General features: G+C 64.9%; 16 protein-coding genes and 1 pseudogene. 13 read left to right on the forward strand and 4 right to left on the reverse strand.

Features of this window, described 5'->3' with window-relative positions:
• Window positions 1-4: 4 nt before the first annotated feature.
• Window positions 5-640, forward strand: a complete 636-nt coding sequence (locus CF8_RS22935; RefSeq protein WP_232211573.1) for a hypothetical protein — start codon at window positions 5-7, stop codon at window positions 638-640.
• Here the strand turns inward: CF8_RS22935 and CF8_RS04475 are convergent, their stop codons facing one another.
• Both CF8_RS04475 and CF8_RS04480 read right to left on the reverse strand, forming a co-directional pair.
• Window positions 641-2,470: an AMP-binding protein gene (locus tag CF8_RS04475; protein ID WP_010831948.1), complete on the reverse strand. Its 1,830-nt coding sequence runs from the start codon at window positions 2,468-2,470 to the stop codon at window positions 641-643.
• Window positions 2,463-3,167: an IclR family transcriptional regulator gene (locus CF8_RS04480; RefSeq protein WP_198016943.1), complete on the reverse strand. Its 705-nt coding sequence runs from the start codon at window positions 3,165-3,167 to the stop codon at window positions 2,463-2,465. The genes CF8_RS04475 and CF8_RS04480 overlap by 8 nt, the downstream gene beginning before the upstream one ends.
• A 175-nt stretch (window positions 3,168-3,342) precedes the next feature.
• Here CF8_RS04480 and CF8_RS04485 point away from each other — a divergent pair, with 175 nt between their 5' ends.
• From CF8_RS04485 to CF8_RS04515, 7 genes are all read left to right on the forward strand, one after another.
• Window positions 3,343-4,194 (forward strand): ABC transporter ATP-binding protein, encoded by an 852-nt coding sequence (locus CF8_RS04485; protein ID WP_010831950.1) that lies wholly within the window; start codon window positions 3,343-3,345, stop codon window positions 4,192-4,194.
• A complete protein-coding gene (locus CF8_RS04490; protein WP_010831951.1) occupies window positions 4,194-6,167 on the forward strand; it encodes an AMP-binding protein in 1,974 nt (657 codons plus the stop codon). The genes CF8_RS04485 and CF8_RS04490 overlap by 1 nt, the downstream gene beginning before the upstream one ends.
• Window positions 6,164-7,036: a branched-chain amino acid ABC transporter permease gene (locus tag CF8_RS04495; protein ID WP_036492185.1), complete on the forward strand. Its 873-nt coding sequence runs from the start codon at window positions 6,164-6,166 to the stop codon at window positions 7,034-7,036. Before CF8_RS04490 ends, CF8_RS04495 begins: the two co-directional genes overlap by 4 nt.
• A 94-nt stretch (window positions 7,037-7,130) precedes the next feature.
• Window positions 7,131-8,099 (forward strand): branched-chain amino acid ABC transporter permease, encoded by a 969-nt coding sequence (locus CF8_RS04500; RefSeq protein ID WP_198016944.1) that lies wholly within the window; start codon window positions 7,131-7,133, stop codon window positions 8,097-8,099.
• 90 nt (window positions 8,100-8,189) lie between these two features.
• On the forward strand, window positions 8,190-9,332 hold the full coding sequence (locus CF8_RS04505) for an ABC transporter substrate-binding protein (RefSeq protein ID WP_269634814.1): 1,143 nt from the start codon (window positions 8,190-8,192) through the stop codon (window positions 9,330-9,332).
• Window positions 9,333-9,401: 69 nt separating this feature from the next.
• Entirely contained in the window at window positions 9,402-10,235 is an 834-nt protein-coding gene (locus CF8_RS04510) for an ABC transporter ATP-binding protein (RefSeq protein WP_010831955.1), read from the forward strand.
• Between the two features lie 72 nt (window positions 10,236-10,307).
• Window positions 10,308-11,453: a phenylacetate--CoA ligase family protein gene (locus CF8_RS04515; protein ID WP_198016946.1), complete on the forward strand. Its 1,146-nt coding sequence runs from the start codon at window positions 10,308-10,310 to the stop codon at window positions 11,451-11,453.
• Window positions 11,454-11,465: 12 nt separating this feature from the next.
• Here CF8_RS04515 and CF8_RS04520 read toward each other — a convergent pair whose 3' ends face one another.
• Entirely contained in the window at window positions 11,466-11,927 is a 462-nt protein-coding gene (locus tag CF8_RS04520) for a MaoC/PaaZ C-terminal domain-containing protein (RefSeq protein ID WP_010831957.1), read from the reverse strand.
• Window positions 11,928-12,070: 143 nt separating this feature from the next.
• Here CF8_RS04520 and CF8_RS04525 point away from each other — a divergent pair, with 143 nt between their 5' ends.
• Window positions 12,071-12,709, forward strand: a complete 639-nt coding sequence (locus CF8_RS04525; protein ID WP_010831958.1) for a TetR/AcrR family transcriptional regulator — start codon at window positions 12,071-12,073, stop codon at window positions 12,707-12,709.
• Between the two features lie 126 nt (window positions 12,710-12,835).
• Here the strand turns inward: CF8_RS04525 and CF8_RS23645 are convergent.
• Window positions 12,836-14,421 (reverse strand): annotated as a pseudogene (locus CF8_RS23645) (IS1634 family transposase).
• A gap of 218 nt (window positions 14,422-14,639) precedes the next feature.
• Between CF8_RS23645 and CF8_RS04535 the strand changes: the two are divergent.
• The 4 genes from CF8_RS04535 to paaI are packed head-to-tail and all read left to right on the forward strand — an operon-like array spanning window position 14,640 to window position 18,223.
• Window positions 14,640-15,083: a cobalamin B12-binding domain-containing protein gene (locus CF8_RS04535; RefSeq protein WP_036490229.1), complete on the forward strand. Its 444-nt coding sequence runs from the start codon at window positions 14,640-14,642 to the stop codon at window positions 15,081-15,083.
• On the forward strand, window positions 15,080-16,792 hold the full coding sequence (locus CF8_RS04540; protein ID WP_269634808.1) for an acyl-CoA mutase large subunit family protein: 1,713 nt from the start codon (window positions 15,080-15,082) through the stop codon (window positions 16,790-16,792). The genes CF8_RS04535 and CF8_RS04540 overlap by 4 nt, the downstream gene beginning before the upstream one ends.
• Window positions 16,793-16,827: 35 nt before the next feature.
• Complete coding sequence (meaB, locus tag CF8_RS04545) at window positions 16,828-17,799, forward strand: methylmalonyl Co-A mutase-associated GTPase MeaB (RefSeq protein WP_232211575.1); 972 nt, start codon at window positions 16,828-16,830, stop codon at window positions 17,797-17,799.
• A gap of 1 nt (window position 17,800) precedes the next feature.
• The gene (gene paaI, locus CF8_RS04550; protein ID WP_010831965.1) at window positions 17,801-18,223 is read left to right on the forward strand and encodes a hydroxyphenylacetyl-CoA thioesterase PaaI; all 423 of its coding nucleotides are present in this window, start codon (window positions 17,801-17,803) and stop codon (window positions 18,221-18,223) included.
• The last annotated feature ends 479 nt before the right edge of the window (window positions 18,224-18,702 follow it).

Consider the following 18,702-nt stretch of genomic DNA (forward strand, 5'->3'; position numbering starts at 1 on the left):
TCGGGTGGCCTACTTTTCGAAGAGCGCTACTGGCCTAGTTGTCGAGGAGCGTCGACAGACACGTAGCGAAGGGATGCAGCATGCAGGCGATGGATTCGACGGCAGCACCCGCATCGCGCGAAGCGTCCCGAGTGCTGGCTGCGGCACACGCCGAGTTCGCTGCTCGTGGACCGGTTCACGGGCGGATAGACGGATCATCTCCGCTTCGTGGGTCAGTGCCACGTCGATTCGGGAGCAGTTCGGCACCGAGGAGCACTTGTTCACGGCTGTCGCGCAAAGGGCCCTCGGGATCTCTGACTTCTCGGAGCCTCTCCCACCAGAGCACCTGCAGGCGCAGATTCGCGCACTGATGGATCGCTTCGTCGATGACCCTCAGGTCTTCAGTCTCGCGATGTGGCTCAGCACGAGGGGGTCCGGCGCTTCTTCTCAGAGGAGTGCTGCTCCGGCGACATCTCGCGGCGAGACCCCCGAAGACGTGACCCCCACCTACCTGGCGCTTGTGAGCGTCATGAGCGCCCTGGCCTTCGCGCGTGTGGTGGCGACGAATCCGTCGGGCCTTCACTGGTCGGCGTCAGACCTCGACGTGTCTGCACTGCGGCGTTGCCGGGCAGCCATAGAGAAGGACGCCGCGCGCAGCTGATCAGGTCCAGTCCACACCTGCCGTCGCCACGACCTGGGTCCACGCGAGGAGGTCAGATGCCCCGCTCTGGGTCGAGGCGGTGGCGATCGCGGCGAGCGCCTCGCGCCTCTGCCGTCGCGACAGCTCATCGCCGAATCGGTCCAGCACCAGGATTCGTCGCGGCCTCGCGAGCCCGCCGAGGGTCTCGCGAAGGTCGTCGAGGAGGCCGCGGGTCACAGTCTCCAACGGACCGACGGCGGACGTCTCGCGGTCAAGTGTGACGACGGCCAGGATCGAGGGCGGTGCCGCGGGATGCCGGACCTCGAACACGTCCGCCGCGTGGACGTAGGGATGACTCTCGAGAGCTTCTCGGATCTCGGTGAGGGAGACCAGGTAGCCAGACACCGACACGACCTCGTCGAGCCTCCCCAGGAACTCGATGTTGCCGTCCGCGTCATAGGTTGCCTGGTCACCTGTCGCGTACCTTCCGGGGAAACGATTCCAGTGCTCGTCGATCACCTGTTGGGCCTCCGCACCGTGCACGCCGATCACGGTGCCCGCCCACGGCGACGTCAGGACGACCTCGCCCTTCGTCGCCGGCCCAACCGATGCGCCGTCCACGTCGACGATCACGAGCCCCGGGTCAGGCAGTCCGTCGGGAGCAACGGGTCGATCGAACCGCACCACTCCACCAAGCTGGACCTGGCCCCACCCGTCGGCCACCTCGATCCGACCTTGGCCGACGTCATCGGCGAACCACCGGAGCACTGCCTTGTCGGCTCGCTCTCCGATGGTCGCGACATGTCGAAGTGAGGTGACATCGGGTACCCGAGTCGTCGACGCGGTCCAGTCCCGGAGCAGGCGGGCGGTCGAGGGAGACATGAGCCAGGACTCGACTCCGTAGCGTTGGACGATGTCCCAGGCTCGGCCATGGTCCGGCGTATCGAGGGCACCTTCGAAGAGCACCGTCTCTCCACCCCAGAACAGTGGCCCGAGGATTCCTGAGGACTGTGCCGCGATCCATGGTGCGTCCCCGGCGATCCAGGTAGGCCCGTCCTGTCCGGCGCTCGACCGGTGGATCATCGCCGACATCAGCAGGAGGCGCGCCGAGCCGTGGGTGATCGACACGGGGTCGCCTCGGCGGTTGGCGAGAGCCTCGACGTACAGCGGATGCTCGGCCGGGAGGGATGCTGGTGATGAGTCCTCTTGCTGAGCGCCAGGTCGGGATTCGGTGGTCAGGTCATGGAACCAGCGGTCTCCCTCGAACCACGCGACATCTTGGCCCGTGCGGCGAATGACGATGGTGAGCTCGACGCCCGGAACTGCCGCCAGGGCCTCGTCCACTCGAGACTTCAGCGGGAGGATCGAGCCGCGGCGCCATGCGCCGTCCTGGGTGAACAGGAACCGGGGCTCGAAGTCACGGATACGTTCCGCCAGTGCCTCGACGGGCAGAGGTGTGGGGATGACGCTGTAGATGGCGCCGATACGAGCGCACGCGAGCATGATGCTCGCCGTTTCCGGCAGCCATGCCAGGTGCAGTGCGACCCGATCACCCTGGGCCAGCCCCGCGGCGCGAAGCGCTCGGGTCAGCGTCTCGACGCGAGTGTGCAGCTCTCCGTACGTGATCGTCATGCGATCGCCCGGCTCGCCCTCCCAGTGGATCGCTGGCCGTGTGGACCGCACCGGAAGGTGGCGATCCAGACAGTTCGACGAGACGTTCAGCTCACCGTCGACGAACCAGCGATCGAACGGCGCGTCGGCGATCCGCAGAGTCGTCCAGGGGCGGGTCCAGTCAGCGCGTCGCGACGCGCCTTCCCACGTGGCCTGGGCATTGGTTGGGCTGTCATCCATGGCCGAGGGTCCTTCCGGCCGCCGAGGCAGTCTCCGTCAGGTGCTTGCTGAACAGCGTGATGGTGGCCTGATCTGCCGGTGCGGTCAGGCTCGCGGCGAGTGCGGCACAGACCGTGCCTGAACCGTCGAAGACCGGTACCGCGATCTCCGGGTTGGCGCTCACCGTTCCGTCGACCACGAGGAAAGGGCTCTCGGACCACTCTTTTCGCGCCTCCGGGGGAAGAGGGCGGGTCGGCGAGTCGGACCGCGAGACTGCCCGCGCCCAGTCCTCGTCGGAGCTGCGGGACGCCAGCACGCGGCCCGCGGCGGTCGCGAGAGCCGGCTCGGTTCGGTGCGAGCCTCGGAACACGCCGGTCGTCGTGCTGTCGACACGGTCCACGTAGACGACTGAGCCACGCACGAGGATGCCGACGTGGATCGTCGCGTTGATCTCGTTGCGCAGAGGCACGAGGTACGGACTGAGCGCACCGATGATGGGAAGCCGAGCCAGGTACCGCTGCGACAGCCTGGCGAGCTCAGGCCCCAGGCCGTATCTCGAAGTGCGCTCCTGTTGCTCGATGAGCTGCGCGAGGACCAGCGACCGCAAGAGTCGGTGGACCGTCGGCAGCGACAGGCCCGACAGCTCTGCCAGCTCGCTCAGCTGCCGGTACGCAGGCCCCTCACTCATCAGATCGAGCAGAAGCATGGCATTGCGCACCGTGCCTAGTGTTCCCCGGATGTCTGCATCGCTGGATTTGTCCACCATGCGTATCACGCCCCCTCGACTCTGCGCCATACCTGACGATAACAGGAATCCAATCTTTTGAGAATAACTATTGCTTTTCACATAGAGGAAAATTATGGTCACTGTGATCCCAACCACAAGGAGTCGCATGTCCGTCACCAGGGCCTACAGACATCGGCTCAACTCGAGCAACGTGCCGCCGGGGGAGACCCTCGTCGCCGTTGAAGGGCTCTCGCTGCGATTCGGCGGTGTGAGCGCACTGGACGATGTCTCCCTGACAGTTCGCCAGGGCAGCATCCACGCCATCATCGGCCCGAACGGCGCCGGCAAGTCGAGCTTGCTGAACTGCATCAGTGGGCTCTACAAGCCACAAGAGGGCGCCATCACGATGCACGTCGCGGACTCATCGGGCGCCCGTCGGGCTCATTCTCTCGTGGGCATGCCCCCCCACCGAGTCGCCAGGATCGGGGTGGCCAGGTCGTTCCAGAACATCGAGCTCTTCATCCACCTGACGGTCCTCGAGAACCTGATGCTGGGACGGCACATCCACATGCGCCACGGAGTTCTGACGTCGATGGCCTGGTTCGGTCCGGCTCGGCGGCAGGAGATCAGGCACCGCGAGCTGGTCGAAGAAGTGATCGACATGCTCAGCCTGCAGCCCTACCGGCACAAGCCGGTCGGCTCGTTGTCGTACGGCATCCAGAAGCGGGTCGAGCTGGGGAGGGCCTTGTGCATCCAGCCGGCCGTCCTGCTGCTGGACGAGCCGATGGCCGGGATGAACAGCGAGGAGAAGGAGGACATCGCCCGCTACATCCTCGACGTTCATGAGCTTGCTGGGGTCACGGTCATCCTGATCGAGCACGACATGGGTGTCGTGATGGACATCTCGGATCGCATCAGCGTCCTGGACTTCGGCCGGCTCATCGCCGACGGCACGCCGAAAGAGATCGAGGTCGATGCCGCCGTCATCGATGCGTACCTGGGATCGGAAGGCAGCTGATGAGCTCAGGAGAGACCTTCCCGACGCTTCTGCACAAGTGCGCGGCCGAGCGTCCCAAGGACGTGGCGATGCAGGAGAAGCGCTACGGGATTTGGCAGCCCATCACCTGGCAGGAGTACGAGCAGCGCGTCGGCGACTTCGCACACGGGCTCGCGAGCCTGGGTGTCGAGCGAGGGGACGTCGTGGCGGTCCTCGGCGACAACCGGCCGGAGTGGCTCATCGCTGAGCTCGCGGCTCAGTCGATCGGTGCGGCGATCGTCGGAATCTTCCCGACGAGCATCAACGAGGAGATCGAGCACATCCTGAACCGTGCGGACGTGCGAGTGGTGGTCGCAGAGGACCAGGAACAGGTCGACAAGCTGCTCCGACTCGATGCTGCAGCCAGCGTGCGCGTCGACAGCATCATCTACTACGACCCGCACGGTCTCGAGTCCTACGACGATCCGCGCCTTCGGCTGTTCACGGACGTCGAGAGCAGCGGCGCGGAGTGGGGCGCTCTCCACCCGACCTGGCTGTCCGAACGAGTGGCGAAGATCGATCCCGACGACCTCGCGATCATCTGCACGACATCGGGCACGACCTCACGACCCAAGCTGGGAAAGCTGACTCACCGCAACCTCCTGTCGATGGCTCAGAGTCTTGCCGAGGTGGACCCGATCTCCACGAAGGATCGCTACGTCTCCTTCCTGCCGTTCGCATGGGTCGGTGAGCAGATGTTGGCGGTGGCCTGCGGGATGTCCTTCGGGCTAACGGTCTCGTTCCCCGAGAGCGCCGCGACCCAGCGCGAGGACCTCAGGGAGATCGGCCCGGACCTCATGTTCAGCCCGCCGCGCATCTGGGAGTCGATGCTCTCAGACGTCCAGGTCCGCATCGACGAGGCCGGATGGTTGAAGCGAGCGGTCTTCGGGTGGGGCTATGACGTGGGCGACAGGGTGGCAGGAGACATCGCTGCTGGCCGAAAGATCGGTTTTGTGCAGCGACTGCGGTTGGCCTTGGCCAACGGGGTGGCGCTCCGTCCGGTCCGAGACCAGCTCGGACTGTCCAGGCTGCGCCACGGCTACACGGGTGGCGCTCCGCTCGGACCTGACGCCTTCCGATTCTTCCACGCCATCGGCGTCAACATCAAGCAGATCTACGGGCAGAGCGAGATCTGCGGGATCGCCGTGCTGCATCGCGATAACGACATCGCCTTCGACTCCGTGGGGGTTCCGCTCCCCGGCACGGAGATGAGGTTCAGCGACTCCGGCGAGATCCAGCTCCGTTCGTCGGCCGTGTTCGGGGGCTACCTCGGTGATCGCGACGCGACGTCCGCAGCCCTCGACGCGGATGGCTGGCTGAAGACGGGTGATGCCGGATACCTCAACGAGTCCGGTCACCTGGTCGTCATCGATCGCGTCAAGGACGTCCTGGTGTCGCGGGACGGAACTCAGTTCTCGAGTGCGTTCATCGAGAACAAGATCAAGTTCTCGCCCTATGTCGAGGAAGCCGTTGCGTTCGGAGGGGCGGCTGACTCGCTCGGCAGCCACGAGGACGTCACCGCGCTGATCACCCTTGATCAGGCGACCGTGGGCGCCTGGGCCGAGCATGAGCATCTCAGCTACACGACGTACAGCGACCTGGTCCAGAAGCCGGAGGTCTACGACGTGATCGCCGAAGAGATCTTCAGGACGAACGAAGAGCTGCGTGACGCCATCAAGGTGCGCCGTTTCGTGCTCTTGCACAAGCAGTTCGACCCGGATGACGACGAGATCACCAGGACCCGGAAGGTCAAGCGATCGGTCATCAGCCAACGCTATGCCCAGATCATCGAGTCACTGAGCAACGGAGATGACGACGTGCAGGTATCGAGTGCCATCACCTACCAAGACGGCACGACTGTCGAGAAGAACATCGCCCTGAGAATCTTCGACCTCTCGACCTTCGCGCCCAAGGAGGGCCTGGACCGCCGGGCCGTGTGGAGTGGACGCCGATGAGCACCTTCACGAACCTGTTGATCTACGGCCTGGCAGACGGGGCCATCCTGGCCTTGGCTGCGCTCGGATTCGTCCTGATCTACAAGGCGACGGGCGTGATCAACTTCGCGCAGGGTGAGTTCCTCCTCATCGGGGCGTACATGTTCTATTCGGCGTTCGTCCTCTTAGGTCTGCCGTTCACGTTCGCGATCCTCATCGCTGCCGTGGGAGCCGTGCTCCTCGCGCTCGTCGTCGAGCGGCTCGTTCTGCGACCGCTCATCGGAGAAAACCCGATCAGCGTCATCATGGTGACGATCGGGCTGTCGCTCTTCCTGAAAGCCTGCGTGCAGATGCTGTTCGGCACTGCTGTCCGGGAGATGCCCGCGATCCTGCCGACCAATCCGGTCGCCGTCTTCGGTGGGCAAGTACCCCTGAATCGGCTCCTCGTGATCGCCATCGCCGCCGTCGTCCTGACCGGCTTCACCTCCTTCTTCAGGTACTCCTCACACGGAGTCGCGATGCGAGCGGTCGCGGACGACCAGCAAGCCGCGATGACGGTCGGGATCTCGGTGCGCCGGATCTTCGCCCTCGCGTGGGCCCTCGCAGCTGTCAGCGCGCTGATAGCCGGCGTGCTGGTCGCGGACGTAGGAGCGGTCGACGGCAGGATCGCCGCCTTCGGCCTGCTCGTGTTCCCTGTCGTCATCCTCGGTGGGCTGGACTCAGTCCCCGGAACGGTCGTAGGAGGTCTGGCGATCGGCGTCCTGAAGCAGATGGTGTCCGGATATGCCGATCCAGGTCTCGCGGAGGTCATTCCCTATGTCGTGCTCGTCGCGATCTTGATGGTCAAGCCGTACGGCATCTTCGGCGAGTCCCGAATCGAAAGGGTCTGATCGCATGGCAACCGCAACTGGTCTCTATCACCGCTCATACCGCAAGGAGCTGGCGCTCCGGCACACCCGAGCGGAGTACGCACGCCTCGGCCTGGTGATCATCGGTCTCGTCGCCCTTCCCTACGTCGTCAACGGCTACTGGCTGGGGATCGTGAACACCGTCCTCATCGCGGTCGTCGGTGCAGTTGGCCTGAACATCCTGACGGGCTTCACGGGTCAGATCTCCCTCGGTCAGGGCGGCTTCCTTGCTGTGGGCGCGTACTCGTCGGCGATCTTCAGCTCGCGAGGGGGGATGCCCGTCGTGCTGAGCATCGTTCTCGCCGTGCTTCTCACCGCGGCGGTGGGTGCCTTCTTCGGTCTTCCCGCTCTTCGGCTCAAGGGCCTTTACCTGGCCATCGCCACTCTCGCCTCGCAGGAGATCATCGTCTTCATCGCCCGTCGGTGGAGCTGGCTGACCGAGGGAAAGGGATTCATCTCGGTCGACCGCCTCTCCATCGGCGGGTTCCAGATCGACCGGGTGGCGTTCGAGTTCCAGTGGTACTGGATCTTGCTGGTGGTGGCGGTCCTCGCCACGTTGGCGGCACGGAACCTCTTCCGCACCGGTCTCGGTCGTGCCTTCATGGCGATTCGCGACCAGGACATCGCCGCGGAGGCGATCGGGGTGAACCTGACGAGGATGAAGGTCACGGCCTTCGCCCTGTCGAGCGGTTTCGTCGGACTGGCGGGGGCGCTCACGGCTCACTACACCGAAACCGTCACGTGGGAGCGTTTTACCCTTGACGTCTCCATCACCTACCTCGCGATGATCCTGGTCGGTGGGCTAGGGAGCATCGCCGGCGCTGTCTACGGCGCAGTGTTCATCAGCCTCCTGCCGCCGCTGCTGACGGAGCTGAGCGACAGCGTGAAGGGCAGTCTGCCGTTCATCGCGGATCAGCTGCCCGCGATCAAGAACGCGATGTTCGGTCTCATCATCATTCTCTTCCTCATCTTCGAGCCTCGGGGTCTCGATCGGATATGGCAACGGGTCAAGGACTACTTCCGGTTCTGGCCTTTCAGATACTAGCTCGCCGTTGGCGAGTCGAAAACAACAGAAGGAGCGATCAGAATGCGCGCAAGAAACTGGGTCATCGTTGCCGGAGTTTCAGCGGTCCTTATGGCGTTGTCGGCCTGCGGGGGGCCCAGCTCCTCCAGCGATGACGGAGGCGCCATCAAGGTGGGCATCATGGCGGACCTGACCGGGGCAACCGCTGACATCGGAACGCCCTACAACAAAGGAATGCTCGGGTACATCGACTGGCGGAACAAGCAGGGCGGGATCGAGGGTCGCAAGATCGAGGCGGACTCGAATGACTTCACCTATGAGGTGCCCAAGGCTGAGCAGCTGTACAAGAAGTACGTGTCGGAGGGCTCTCTGGTGATCCAGGGCTGGGGCACAGGTGACACGGAGGCGCTGACCGCGAAGGTCGGTGCGGACGAGCTGCCGTTCATGTCGGGCTCACTGGCAGAGCCGCTGACCGATCCGGAGGAGTCGCCGTACAACTTCGTCAACATCGCTACCTATTCCGACCAGATGCGAGTCGCCCTCGACTGGATCGCGGAGGACTCAGGTGGAGACGGCAAGGTTGCCGTGTTCCACAACGACTCTCCGTTCGGCACGGCTCCGCTGAAGGACGGTGAGGACTGGATCAAGGACAAGGACTATGGCCTGTCCTACAAGTCCTACGCCATGCCGGCATCGTCGAACTACGTCGGACTCGTGTCGCAGGCGGAGTCGCAGGGTGCCGAGTACATCGTCATCCAGAACGTCTCCAGCCCGTCCGCCCAGGTTGCCAAGGACGTCAAGGCCAAGGGTTCCGACATGAAGGTCGTCTGCCTCAACTGGTGCTCTGACGAGCTGTTCCTGAAGACGGCAGGCAATGAGGCGACGGAGGGCGTGATCATGGTGACGCCGGTCGCGCCGCCGAACTCGGGGAAGCCCGGCCTCGATGACCCGGCTGCCTATCTCGAGAGCAAGGGTGACTCGCTCGACGAGGAGGGTCTTCACTACCTCCAGGGCTGGTACACGATGCACGTCATGGCCGAGGGCATCGAGGAAGCGATCAAGAACGGTGGCGAGCTCGACGGTCCGGCCATCCGCGAGGCTCTGGAGACCATGGGCCCCGTCGACACGGGCGGCGTCTTCGCCACGGTGGAGTTCTCGGAGACGTCGCACCGTGGTTCCACGTCCTCGTCGATCTTCGAGGTCAAGGACGGCGAGATGGTGTCGCTCCAGGACGACGTCGAGCCCAAGAACTAAGAGGTGTGAGAGCGCCGGTCCCGGCGCTCTCACACCTTCCCGACAACAGCTGAGGTGCGCATGAGTGCAATGACGATCCCCGCGATGCCTTCTTCACCGAAGACGTCCGACAACATGCTCGAGGTGCGAAACGTCGAGGTCATCTACGACGAGGTCATTCTCGTTCTCCGTGGCCTGTCGATCGAGGTTCCCACGGGATCCATCGTGGCCCTCCTGGGCTCGAACGGCGCCGGCAAGTCCACGACGCTGAAGGCGCTGGCAGGACTGCTCGACTCCGAGCACGGCGAGGTGACAGACGGGACGATCCGCATGGAGGATCGAGAGATCTCACGCCTCGACCCGGCCGCCCGAGTAGGACTGGGCATGAGCCTGTGCATGGAAGGTCGGCACGTGTTCAGCCATCTGACAGTCGCGGACAACCTGACCGCCGGCGCCTACTCGCGCACTCGGCAGCAAAAGAAAGAAGCCGAGGACCTCGTGTACTCCTTCTTCCCTCGACTTCATGATCTCCGCACCCGTGTCGCCGGGTACCTTTCCGGGGGCGAGCAGCAGATGCTGGCCATCGGTCGGGCCATGATGGCGGGTCCGCGACTGCTCATGCTGGACGAGCCCTCACTGGGACTGGCGCCGCTGCTGGTCAAGGACATCTTCGACCACATTAAGCGGCTCAACGAAGAGCTCGGACTCACCGTGCTTGTCGTCGAGCAGAACGCCAAGCGCGCCCTGGACATCGCCGATCACGGATACATCATGGAGCAGGGTCGCATCGTCCTCGAGGGATCCGCTGACGAGCTGAAGGCCAACCCGGACGTCAAGGAGTTCTATCTGGGCCTGGGCGACGAAGGTGCCCGCAAGAGCTACCGGGACGTCAAGCACTACAAGCGTCGCAAGCGATGGTTGTAGGGACGGGAGGCCATGATGAATAGCATTCACCAGACCTACCTGGACCAGTTCGCCGACCGCATCGAAGCGCTCGTGAGCAGCGCTCACCGGCTGGATCCGATCGCACGCCGGCTGAAGGACGCGGGTCTTCGACCCGAGTCCGTCCGAGACTACGCCGGGCTGATCGCCCTGCCGGTGCAGTCGAAGGATGAGGTGCGACTGGCGCAGCTCGCCGACCCGCCGTTCGGTGGCCTGCTGTCGGCGGAGGCTCGCCCGCGGCGAATCTTCCAGTCACCCGGACCTTTGTACGAACCTCAGCTCGACGGGGACGACCCGTGGCGATGGGGACAAGCCCTGGCTGCGATCGGCATCGGGTCCCGAGACGTCGTGATGAACTGCTTCGGGTATCACCTGTCGCCCGCGGGAGTGATGTTCGACGAGGCGTGTGGCTCGGTCGGGGCGGGGGTGGTGCCCGGCGGGATCGGATCAGCAGAGCTCCAGGCGAGAGCGGTGCACGACCTCCCACTGACGGCGTACGTGGGTCTGCCGAGCTACCTGAAGGTCCTCATCGACAGCTTCAAGTCTGCCGATCTCGACCCTCAACGGTGGGAGATCCATCGCGCCGTCGTGTCGGCAGAACCCCTGCCAGACACGTTGCGGGAAGAGCTGAAGGCGGCGGTCCCTCACGTCATCTCCGCCTATGGAACGGCCGAAGCCGGGCTGATCGGCTACGAAGATGCGCCGGGAGCAGGGCTGATCATCCCCGAGGGGGTCCTCGTCGAGATCTGTGATCCCATCTCTGGCGAGCCGGTGTACGACAGGGAGGGCCAGATCGTCGTGACGCTCTTCCGCCAGGACTACCCAATGATTCGATTCGGCACAGGGGACATATCCGCCTGGGTCACAGGTACGGATGGCACCCTGCGTCTCGCGGGCGTCCTCGGTCGGGTCGGTGACGGCATCAAGGTCCGCGGAATGTTCTTGCAGCCAGACCAAGCCTACCGGTACATCGCGGGACGACCCGGCGTCGGTCAATTCCGCCTAGTCGTGGACAGGGTCGACCATCGCGACTCGCTGACCGTCGAAGTCGTCCTGGAGGACGGCGCCGACGAGCGCACGACGCTCAACGATGTGCGATCCAGGGTTCGCGACGGACTCAGGTTCGCGTGCGACGTGGTCGCGGTGCCCAGTCTCGCCGAGTCCTCCGGGTCGATCGTCGATCACCGCGACTGGAAGTGAAGGACAGCCGACTCACGCGCTCCCTTCGGTTCGGCGTTGCATCGAGATGACAAGAGTCATGGTGAACACAGTGTGTTCGTCATCGTCCAGCAGCAGGCCGTCGAGGACCACGTCCGCGCTTCGGGGGGACCTGTGCGCTACCTCGGCCACACTCAGTGATCCCGAGAGCTTCACGCCCGGACGCACGGGCTTGACGAAGACCACGTCGCGGAAGGACCGTCCGGCCAGGAGTGCCCAGTGGCTGAACTGCTGATCGACACACATCCGCTGGAAAAGGGCGATGGTCTGCACACCACTGGCGACGAGGCCGCCGAACTTGCTGCTCTCCGCTGCCCTCGGGTCGACATGGAATGCAAGCGGGTCCCATAGACGCCCGAACTCGACGATCTCCGTCACGGTGAGTGCTCTCGCGCCCAGGGCGAAGGTCTCACCCAGACGCAGGTCCTCTGCGAAGATGCTGGGGGGAGCGGGCATCACAGCTCTCCTCGGCGCGACGTGGCGGGTGGAACGGCCCGGGCTGACCGGCTCTGCCGGTCGGCACGGGAGCGCGCGAATGAAGCGGGCCGCGGTGTAGCCTCGGACCGCACGAGACGTCGGCCCCGACAGGATGAACCGGTATGACGAGTTCGAGAGAGAAGGCCGCTGAAGCCGGGTCGGAGGTGAAGCGACCGACGGCGCGGGAGCGCAAGGTCGAGGAGCGGCGCGAGCGGATCGCTCAGCTCGCGAGTCAGGGAATTCTGCGCATCGGCTACGAGGGCCTGTCGGTCAACGTTCTCGCCGAGGAGGCCGGCCTGAGTGTGGGCGGGCTGTACCGCTACATCTCGCAGAAGTCCGACCTCCTGGTGATGGCCTGTGAGGACATCTACGGAGGGCTGCTGGAACGGATCCACGAGGCTGCCTCGGCGAACGGACCGGCGGAGGCCCGTCTGCGGGGTGCGCTGGCCGAGTACTTCGACGCGTGTGTGGTCAGCCGGGACCAGATCCTGCTGATGTACCGGGAGTACCGGCACCTTCCGCCGGATGCGCAGTCCCGGTTCCGCGAGAAGGAGACGTCGATCAGTCGCGCCTTCAAGGACATCGTCGATGGCGGGGTCGCCGAAGGTGTCTTCGACTGCCCCAGCTCCGACGTCCTCGCTCTCGACATCATCGTGACGGGACACCTGCCAGCTCTGAAGGGCTGGGCGGTCAAGGACCTCCCCGGATCCGACCTCACGGAGAAGCAGGTCGACTTCATCATGCGGAGCCTGCGCGTCTGACGCGTGGCTCGGCTTCCTCACCACTGGAACAATGTTCGGCGGACCATTGACGGACTCATGAGTAGATCCTACTATGTGAGCAAGCACTTGCTCATTTTTAGGCCTGACTCGTGTCACCGGGGTGTGTCACTGAGCGTTGATCCCGAGTGCGTCGAGGATCGCCGCGGTGACAGGCGTGATCGGGTCCTCGGCGACGTGTTCGTGGCCGGCGATGCGGACGGTGATCTGCTGGATCGGTCGCAGGGTCTGGACGATCTTCTTGATGCTCAGCCCGGTGGCGTTCTGTAGGTGGCGGGCGATCGCGAGGGCGGCGAACACGATCGTGAGGTGGGCCTCGATTGCCTCGCGGGTGTGGTGAAACATCGGCCGGGCGGCCAGGTCGGTCTATGACATCCTGAAGGGCTGCTCGACGTGCCACAGGTCGTGGTAGCTCGCGATCACCTCGCCCGCTGGCATCAGGCCGGCCTCGATGTTGGTGACGTAGCCCTTCAACCCCACGAGGTCGCGTGCCCTGGCCAGTGAGGTTTCGTCGAGCTCGTTGGCGCCGTTGCGGGTCTTGACGAACCGTGGTGTCCTGGCGGCCTTCTCCCCGGCCACGACGGCACGGGCCTTGTTCTCCTGCAACGTGAGCGTCGCGTTGTCGCGCACCGCTCGCTTCCGCGAGTAGGCCCACACCGCGCGCCACGACTTCGCATGCACGGCCCGATCCCAGATGGGCTCGGCCCGACGCATGGGGTCGCTGCTCTTCACCGCGGTGCCGCGCTCGTCGCGTGGGGTGATGGTGTCGATGACCTGCCCGTCGGTGAACGCGGTGCCGTGCCAGCGGAAGTGGGACTCCAGGTCCTTCGGTGCCTTGGTGACCCGGGAGCCGACGATGAACCGCAACCCAGCCTCGGCCAGATCACGCAAGTTGCTCGAGGACAACATCCCGGCGTCGGCGACCACGACCATGTCCGCGATGCCGTGGCGCTCGGCGAACTGCTTGACGATCGGGATGATCGTGAGTGTCTCGGCCTTGTTGCCCTCGAAGCAGCCGATCTCGAGCGGGGGAACCCGTGCCGGTCCACGAGCAGGCCCACGACGATTTGAGGGTCTACGCGGCGTTCCTTGCTGTAGCCGACCTTACGTAGCTCGTCTTCCTTCTCTGCTTCGAAGTACAGCGTGGTCACGTCGTAGAGCACCAAGCTCACGTCGCCGTGAGTCATCGCGTGGCTGAAGCAGGCCGTAGCGATCTGGGCGCGGTAGTCACGCTGGGTGGCTCGTTGCAGGGTCCGGAACATCGTGCGCAGCGACGCCGCCGCAACACCGATCTCCTTCAGCACCCGCACCGAGTCGGCCTTCGAGGTCGGCTCGATGATCCGCGCCAGCACGAGTTGAGCGAAGGCCTCATCGTCGATGGCGTCGAACCCGAGCCGGGCGTAGGCCTCGGTGAGGACCCGCCACAACAGCGCCGAGCGCTTGCTCGTGATCAGGCCAGGCCGCTGCGGCACGCCCTCATCCTCAAGCCCGACGACCTCGAGGTCGAGGTCGAGGTCGAGGGTCCCCTGCCCTTCGTGCAAACGCCGGCGCGCCTGGGCCATGAGCACCGCCAACTCGGCGTCGGTGCGGGCCGTGCCGACATGCTCGAGGACGACGTCGCGGCCGTCACGGCGCTCAGCAAGCTGGCCCACCGTGCTGCCCGACCGGCCCGGAGACTTCCGCACCAACACCACCGGACCCTACCGACCCCGGGGTGTGTCAATCAGCGACGCCGTAACGCGCTCACCTACGAAAACGCCGACACAGTCACCGATCCGCGGTCAAGTGGCACGAGTCAGGCGGCTTCCTCACCACTGGAACAATGTTCGGCGGACCATTGACGGACTCATGAGTAGATCCTACTATGTGAGCAAGCACTTGCTCACTTTTAGGCTTCGTCAGGAGAAGGTTGATGGATGACAGAGTGGTAGATCGAATTCGGGTACTCGTCACCAAGATCGGCCTGGACGGCCACGATCGCGGCGCGCGAATCGTCGCATCCTTCCTTCGTGACGCGGGCTTCGAGGTGATCTACACGCCTCCGTGGCAGGAGCTCACGGACGTGGTCCAGCTGGCCATGCAGGAGGACGTTGACGTCATCGGCATCTCGACCCTCGCCACCGATCACCTGATCGTGCCCGACCTGATGGAGGCCCTGCGTGACGCGTCGATGGGGCATGTCGGTGTGGTCGTCGGGGGGATCGTGCCCGAGGTCGAGCACCAGATGCTCTTCGACTCGGGCGTCGACAGCGTGCTCGGACCCGGAGCGTCGCGGGACGACATCGTCGGCGCGGTTGCGGCGCTGGGTGAACGTATCCTCGCCAAGAAGTCCAGCGTGAAGGAGTTCCAGTCATGAGCAGTGCTATGGACGACGTGGTGGGGCCCGCCCTGGACCGGGAGCAGCCCATGCTGCCCGGATTCGAAGCCGATCAGGCGGAGTGGAAGCTCGCGTACGACGCGCAGATCGGGGTCGACAAGTCGGTCCGGAACCGGTCTGGCATCGAGATCGCGGCCCTCTACACGCCCGAGGACTGGTCCGCGGACCGGTACGTGCAGGATGTGGGATTCCCCGGGCAAGGGCCCTTCACCCGTGGGATCTATCCCACGATGCACCGCAAGCGTACGTGGACGCAGCGTCAGCTGATCGGTCTGGGAACACCGGACGACTACAACGAGCGTGTGCGCAAGATCCTCGACCTCGGCAGCACGGCGATCAGCCTGCTGCCATGCAACTCTGCCTTCCGAGGAGTCGACTGTGATCAGGTCCCACTCCCGCTGCTGGGCACCTGTGGAACCGTCATCAACACGACTGATCACATGGACAGGGCGCTGGAGGGCGTGGCGCTCGACAGCATCTCGACGGCCATGAATGACCCGACCCCGTTCACGCTGCTGGCCTTCGTGCTCGGCACGGCCAAGCGTCGCGGCATCCCGTTCGACAAGATCACCGGCACGTCGAACCAGTCCGACTACATCTCTCACTACGTGGCCAACCACATGTTCTACCGGCTCTCGCAGCCCGGAGCACGCCGGTTGCTCGTCGACCACATCGAGTTTTGCCGGGAAAAGGTCCCGAACTGGAACCCGGTCTCCGTGGTCGGTCAGCACATGCAGCAGGCCGGAGCGACTCCGGCCGAGACGATGGGCTTCACGCTGTCCACGGCCATCCAGTACGCCGAGGACTGCATGGCGCGCGGGATGGATCCGGACTCCGTGCTCCCACGCTTCACCTTCTTCTTCGACGTGTCGATCTCGTTCTTCGAGGAGATCGCGAAGTTCCGCGCCGGCCGTCGCATCTGGGCGCGGATCGCCAAGGAGAGGTTGGGAGCGAAGGACCCTCGATCGTGGCGCTTCAAGTTCCACGGACAAACGTCCGGCGTCGACCTGACAGCCCAGCAGCCCCTCAACAACGTGGCTCGAGTCGCAGTTCAGGCGGCTGCCGGCATCTTCTCCGGACTGCAGTCGATGCACACGGACGCATACGACGAGGCCATCACCTGCCCGACGGAGGACTCGGCCCGCATCGCCGTCGCCACGCAGAACATCCTGCGGGAGGAGGCGCACCTGTGCGACGTGATCGATCCTCTCGGCGGCTCCTTCTACATCGAGGCCCTGACCAATCAGATGGAGGAGGACATCCTGCGAGTCATGGGCATCGTCGAGTCGGCCGGCGGGATGTACGAGGCTGTCGGATCGGGACTCGTCCAGCGCATGATCGGCGACTCCGCCCTGGCCGCGCAGATGAGGATCGAGAACGGTGAGGAAAAGGTCGTCGGCGTGAACTGCTACCAGACAGATGACGACGGTGTCGATCAGCCTCCTCCCTATCGCCCCGACCAGTCGCGGATGAAGGAGCACGTCGAGTCGTTCAAGCAGTTCAAGCGCGATCGGAGCCAGGCCGAGGTGGACAAGGCCATCATCGGACTGCGCCGGTCTGCCAGCGCCGAGCGAGAGAACGTCTTCGAGAAGGTCGTCGACGCGGCGACGGCAGGTGTCACCCACGGCGAGATCGTGGCGACGCTTCGCGAAGAGCTGGGCTTCGGTCAGCCGCTTCTCATCACATGACGTCGACGAGTGGGGTTGCGGAGATTACCCAGTCAGTGGGTCTCGGCAAGCTTCTCAACGGTGACATGGGCGCACTGGCAAGGGCACTGACACTGCTGGAGCGTTCGGGCGCCGAGTCGAGCGCACTCGCGCGAGACCTCCGTCGTCACACCGGGCGCGCGTTCGTCATCGGTTTCAGCGGGCCCCCTGGTGCGGGCAAGTCCACCCTCATCAATGCGTACATCGGGTTCCTCCGAGACCGGGGCGAGCGGGTGGCGGTTCTCGCGGTGGATCCTTCGAGCCCGATATCCGGGGGCGCCCTGTTGGGCGATCGTGTGCGCATGGGCGTCCACACCGCGGACGACGGGGTGTTCGTCAGGTCGGTCGCCTCGCGAGGACACCTGGGGGGCCTCTCCCTGGCTGTGCCCATGATGCTGGACGCACTCGACGCGGCGGGTTGGTCGAACATCATCATCGAGACGGTCGGCTCGGGTCAGTCCGAGACGGAGATCGCCGAGTTCTCTGACGTGCGTGTCGTGCTCAGCGCGCCCGGACTGGGTGATGACGTTCAGGCGCTCAAGGCCGGTCTGCTGGAGATCGCGGATGTGCTGGTCGTCAACAAGAGCGACCTTCCCTTCGCCGATCGTACCAATAGCCAGCTTCGCCGGATGCTCAAACTGCGGGACCCTGACCGCGGAGCTCCGGCCGTCGTGAGCACCGTGGCCGCTGAGGGCCGAGGGCTCGAAGACCTGCACGAGGCGATCACGGCCAAGAGGGCGGAGTTCCGGGACAGGAGTGACGAGGAGCGATTGGCGGCCCGACTTGACGGGTTCGTGACCAGGTCGGTCATGGCTGAGTTCGCCTCGCGCCTGTCGTCAATCGATCGCGAGACCCGTGATGAGCTGGACTTGGCACTCCGGTCCGGACAGCTGTCACTCGACGAGATCGTCTCGACGCTCATCCTGAGGAGCGCGAGCCTCCCGTCGACCATCTCCCGCTCGGATCGGTCCCCGGCCGCAGATGCCTGACATGCCGTCGGACACCGTTGCAGCAGGGGCGTCAAGCCTCGGCCATGACCCCGCTGCCGCCCACCTGGGGATCGAGATCCGCGAGCTGAGCGAGGGGTTCGCCAAGGTCGTCGGCACGGTTCCGTCGTTCATGCTGAACGGACTGGGCACGTGCCACGGGGGATACCTGTTCTTCATCGCCGACACGGCGTTCGGGGCCGCCTGCAACGAGGGCCAACCCGTGACGATGGCGGCGGAGGCGAGCATCGTCTTCGCACGACCTGCCCAAGCGGGCGACCAGCTGACGGCGACCGCCCGGCTCAGGTCGCGGTTCGGACGAAACTCGATCTACGACGCGTCGGTCGTCAACCGCGATGGTGAGCTGATCGCTGAGTTTCGGGGTCGATGCGTCACGTTGCGCTCGAGGGTGTCCGAGCGGAGTTGATCGCCGGCAGACCGGGCATCGCCCCGTGATGCTCTGCATCTGGCGCGGTTGCTCAAGTTTGGCGAGATCGTCGAGGTCACCATCCCCGGTGTTGAACAGGAAGCGGCAAGGGACTTGGTGCGTGGCCGAGAGGACGCCCGCGCAGATGTCATGCGGGCCCGCCCTCGGGTTTCCAAACTGTTGTTGCGGCACGGGATCCGCTGTCGGTACGTCCGGATGAGTGAGCACAGCGGCAACCGTCGTCGTGGGGTGGACCGTGTCATGGCACGCCCGCTGGCTAGCGCGATGGTGAGCCGGTCGGGGGCGCGCTGGGTCCAGATGGCGGGTCGCGTCGCTGTTGCGATTGTTGGAGGAGGTATCGCTGCAGGGTGGTCATGTCCGGGGGAGATCCGCCGTCCGTCGGTTCGTGGCCGCTTGTCCCCGCGGTGGGCCATTGGGAGCTATATGGCGTCGGCAGGCTGCTGGCGTGGCCCAGGTCG

This window comes from Nocardioides sp. CF8 (assembly GCF_000389985.1).
GTDB lineage: Bacteria > Actinomycetota > Actinomycetes > Propionibacteriales > Nocardioidaceae > Nocardioides > Nocardioides allogilvus.

Bases quoted from the DNA above. Each gene is read 5' to 3' on its own strand.
- CF8_RS04505 (WP_269634814.1), top strand. From the start codon at position 8,190: ATGGCGTTGTCGGCCTGCGGGGGGCCCAGCTCCTCCAGCGATGACGGA.
- paaI (WP_010831965.1), top strand. From the start codon at position 17,801: ATGCCGTCGGACACCGTTGCAGCAGGGGCGTCAAGCCTCGGCCATGAC.
- CF8_RS04490 (WP_010831951.1), top strand. From the start codon at position 4,194: ATGAGCTCAGGAGAGACCTTCCCGACGCTTCTGCACAAGTGCGCGGCC.
- CF8_RS04520 (WP_010831957.1), bottom strand. From the start codon at position 11,927: ATGCCCGCTCCCCCCAGCATCTTCGCAGAGGACCTGCGTCTGGGTGAG.
- CF8_RS04540 (WP_269634808.1), top strand. From the start codon at position 15,080: ATGAGCAGTGCTATGGACGACGTGGTGGGGCCCGCCCTGGACCGGGAG.
- CF8_RS04495 (WP_036492185.1), top strand. From the start codon at position 6,164: ATGAGCACCTTCACGAACCTGTTGATCTACGGCCTGGCAGACGGGGCC.
- CF8_RS04525 (WP_010831958.1), top strand. From the start codon at position 12,071: ATGACGAGTTCGAGAGAGAAGGCCGCTGAAGCCGGGTCGGAGGTGAAG.
- CF8_RS04475 (WP_010831948.1), bottom strand. From the start codon at position 2,470: ATGGATGACAGCCCAACCAATGCCCAGGCCACGTGGGAAGGCGCGTCG.
- CF8_RS04510 (WP_010831955.1), top strand. From the start codon at position 9,402: ATGACGATCCCCGCGATGCCTTCTTCACCGAAGACGTCCGACAACATG.
- CF8_RS04535 (WP_036490229.1), top strand. From the start codon at position 14,640: ATGGATGACAGAGTGGTAGATCGAATTCGGGTACTCGTCACCAAGATC.
- CF8_RS04485 (WP_010831950.1), top strand. From the start codon at position 3,343: ATGTCCGTCACCAGGGCCTACAGACATCGGCTCAACTCGAGCAACGTG.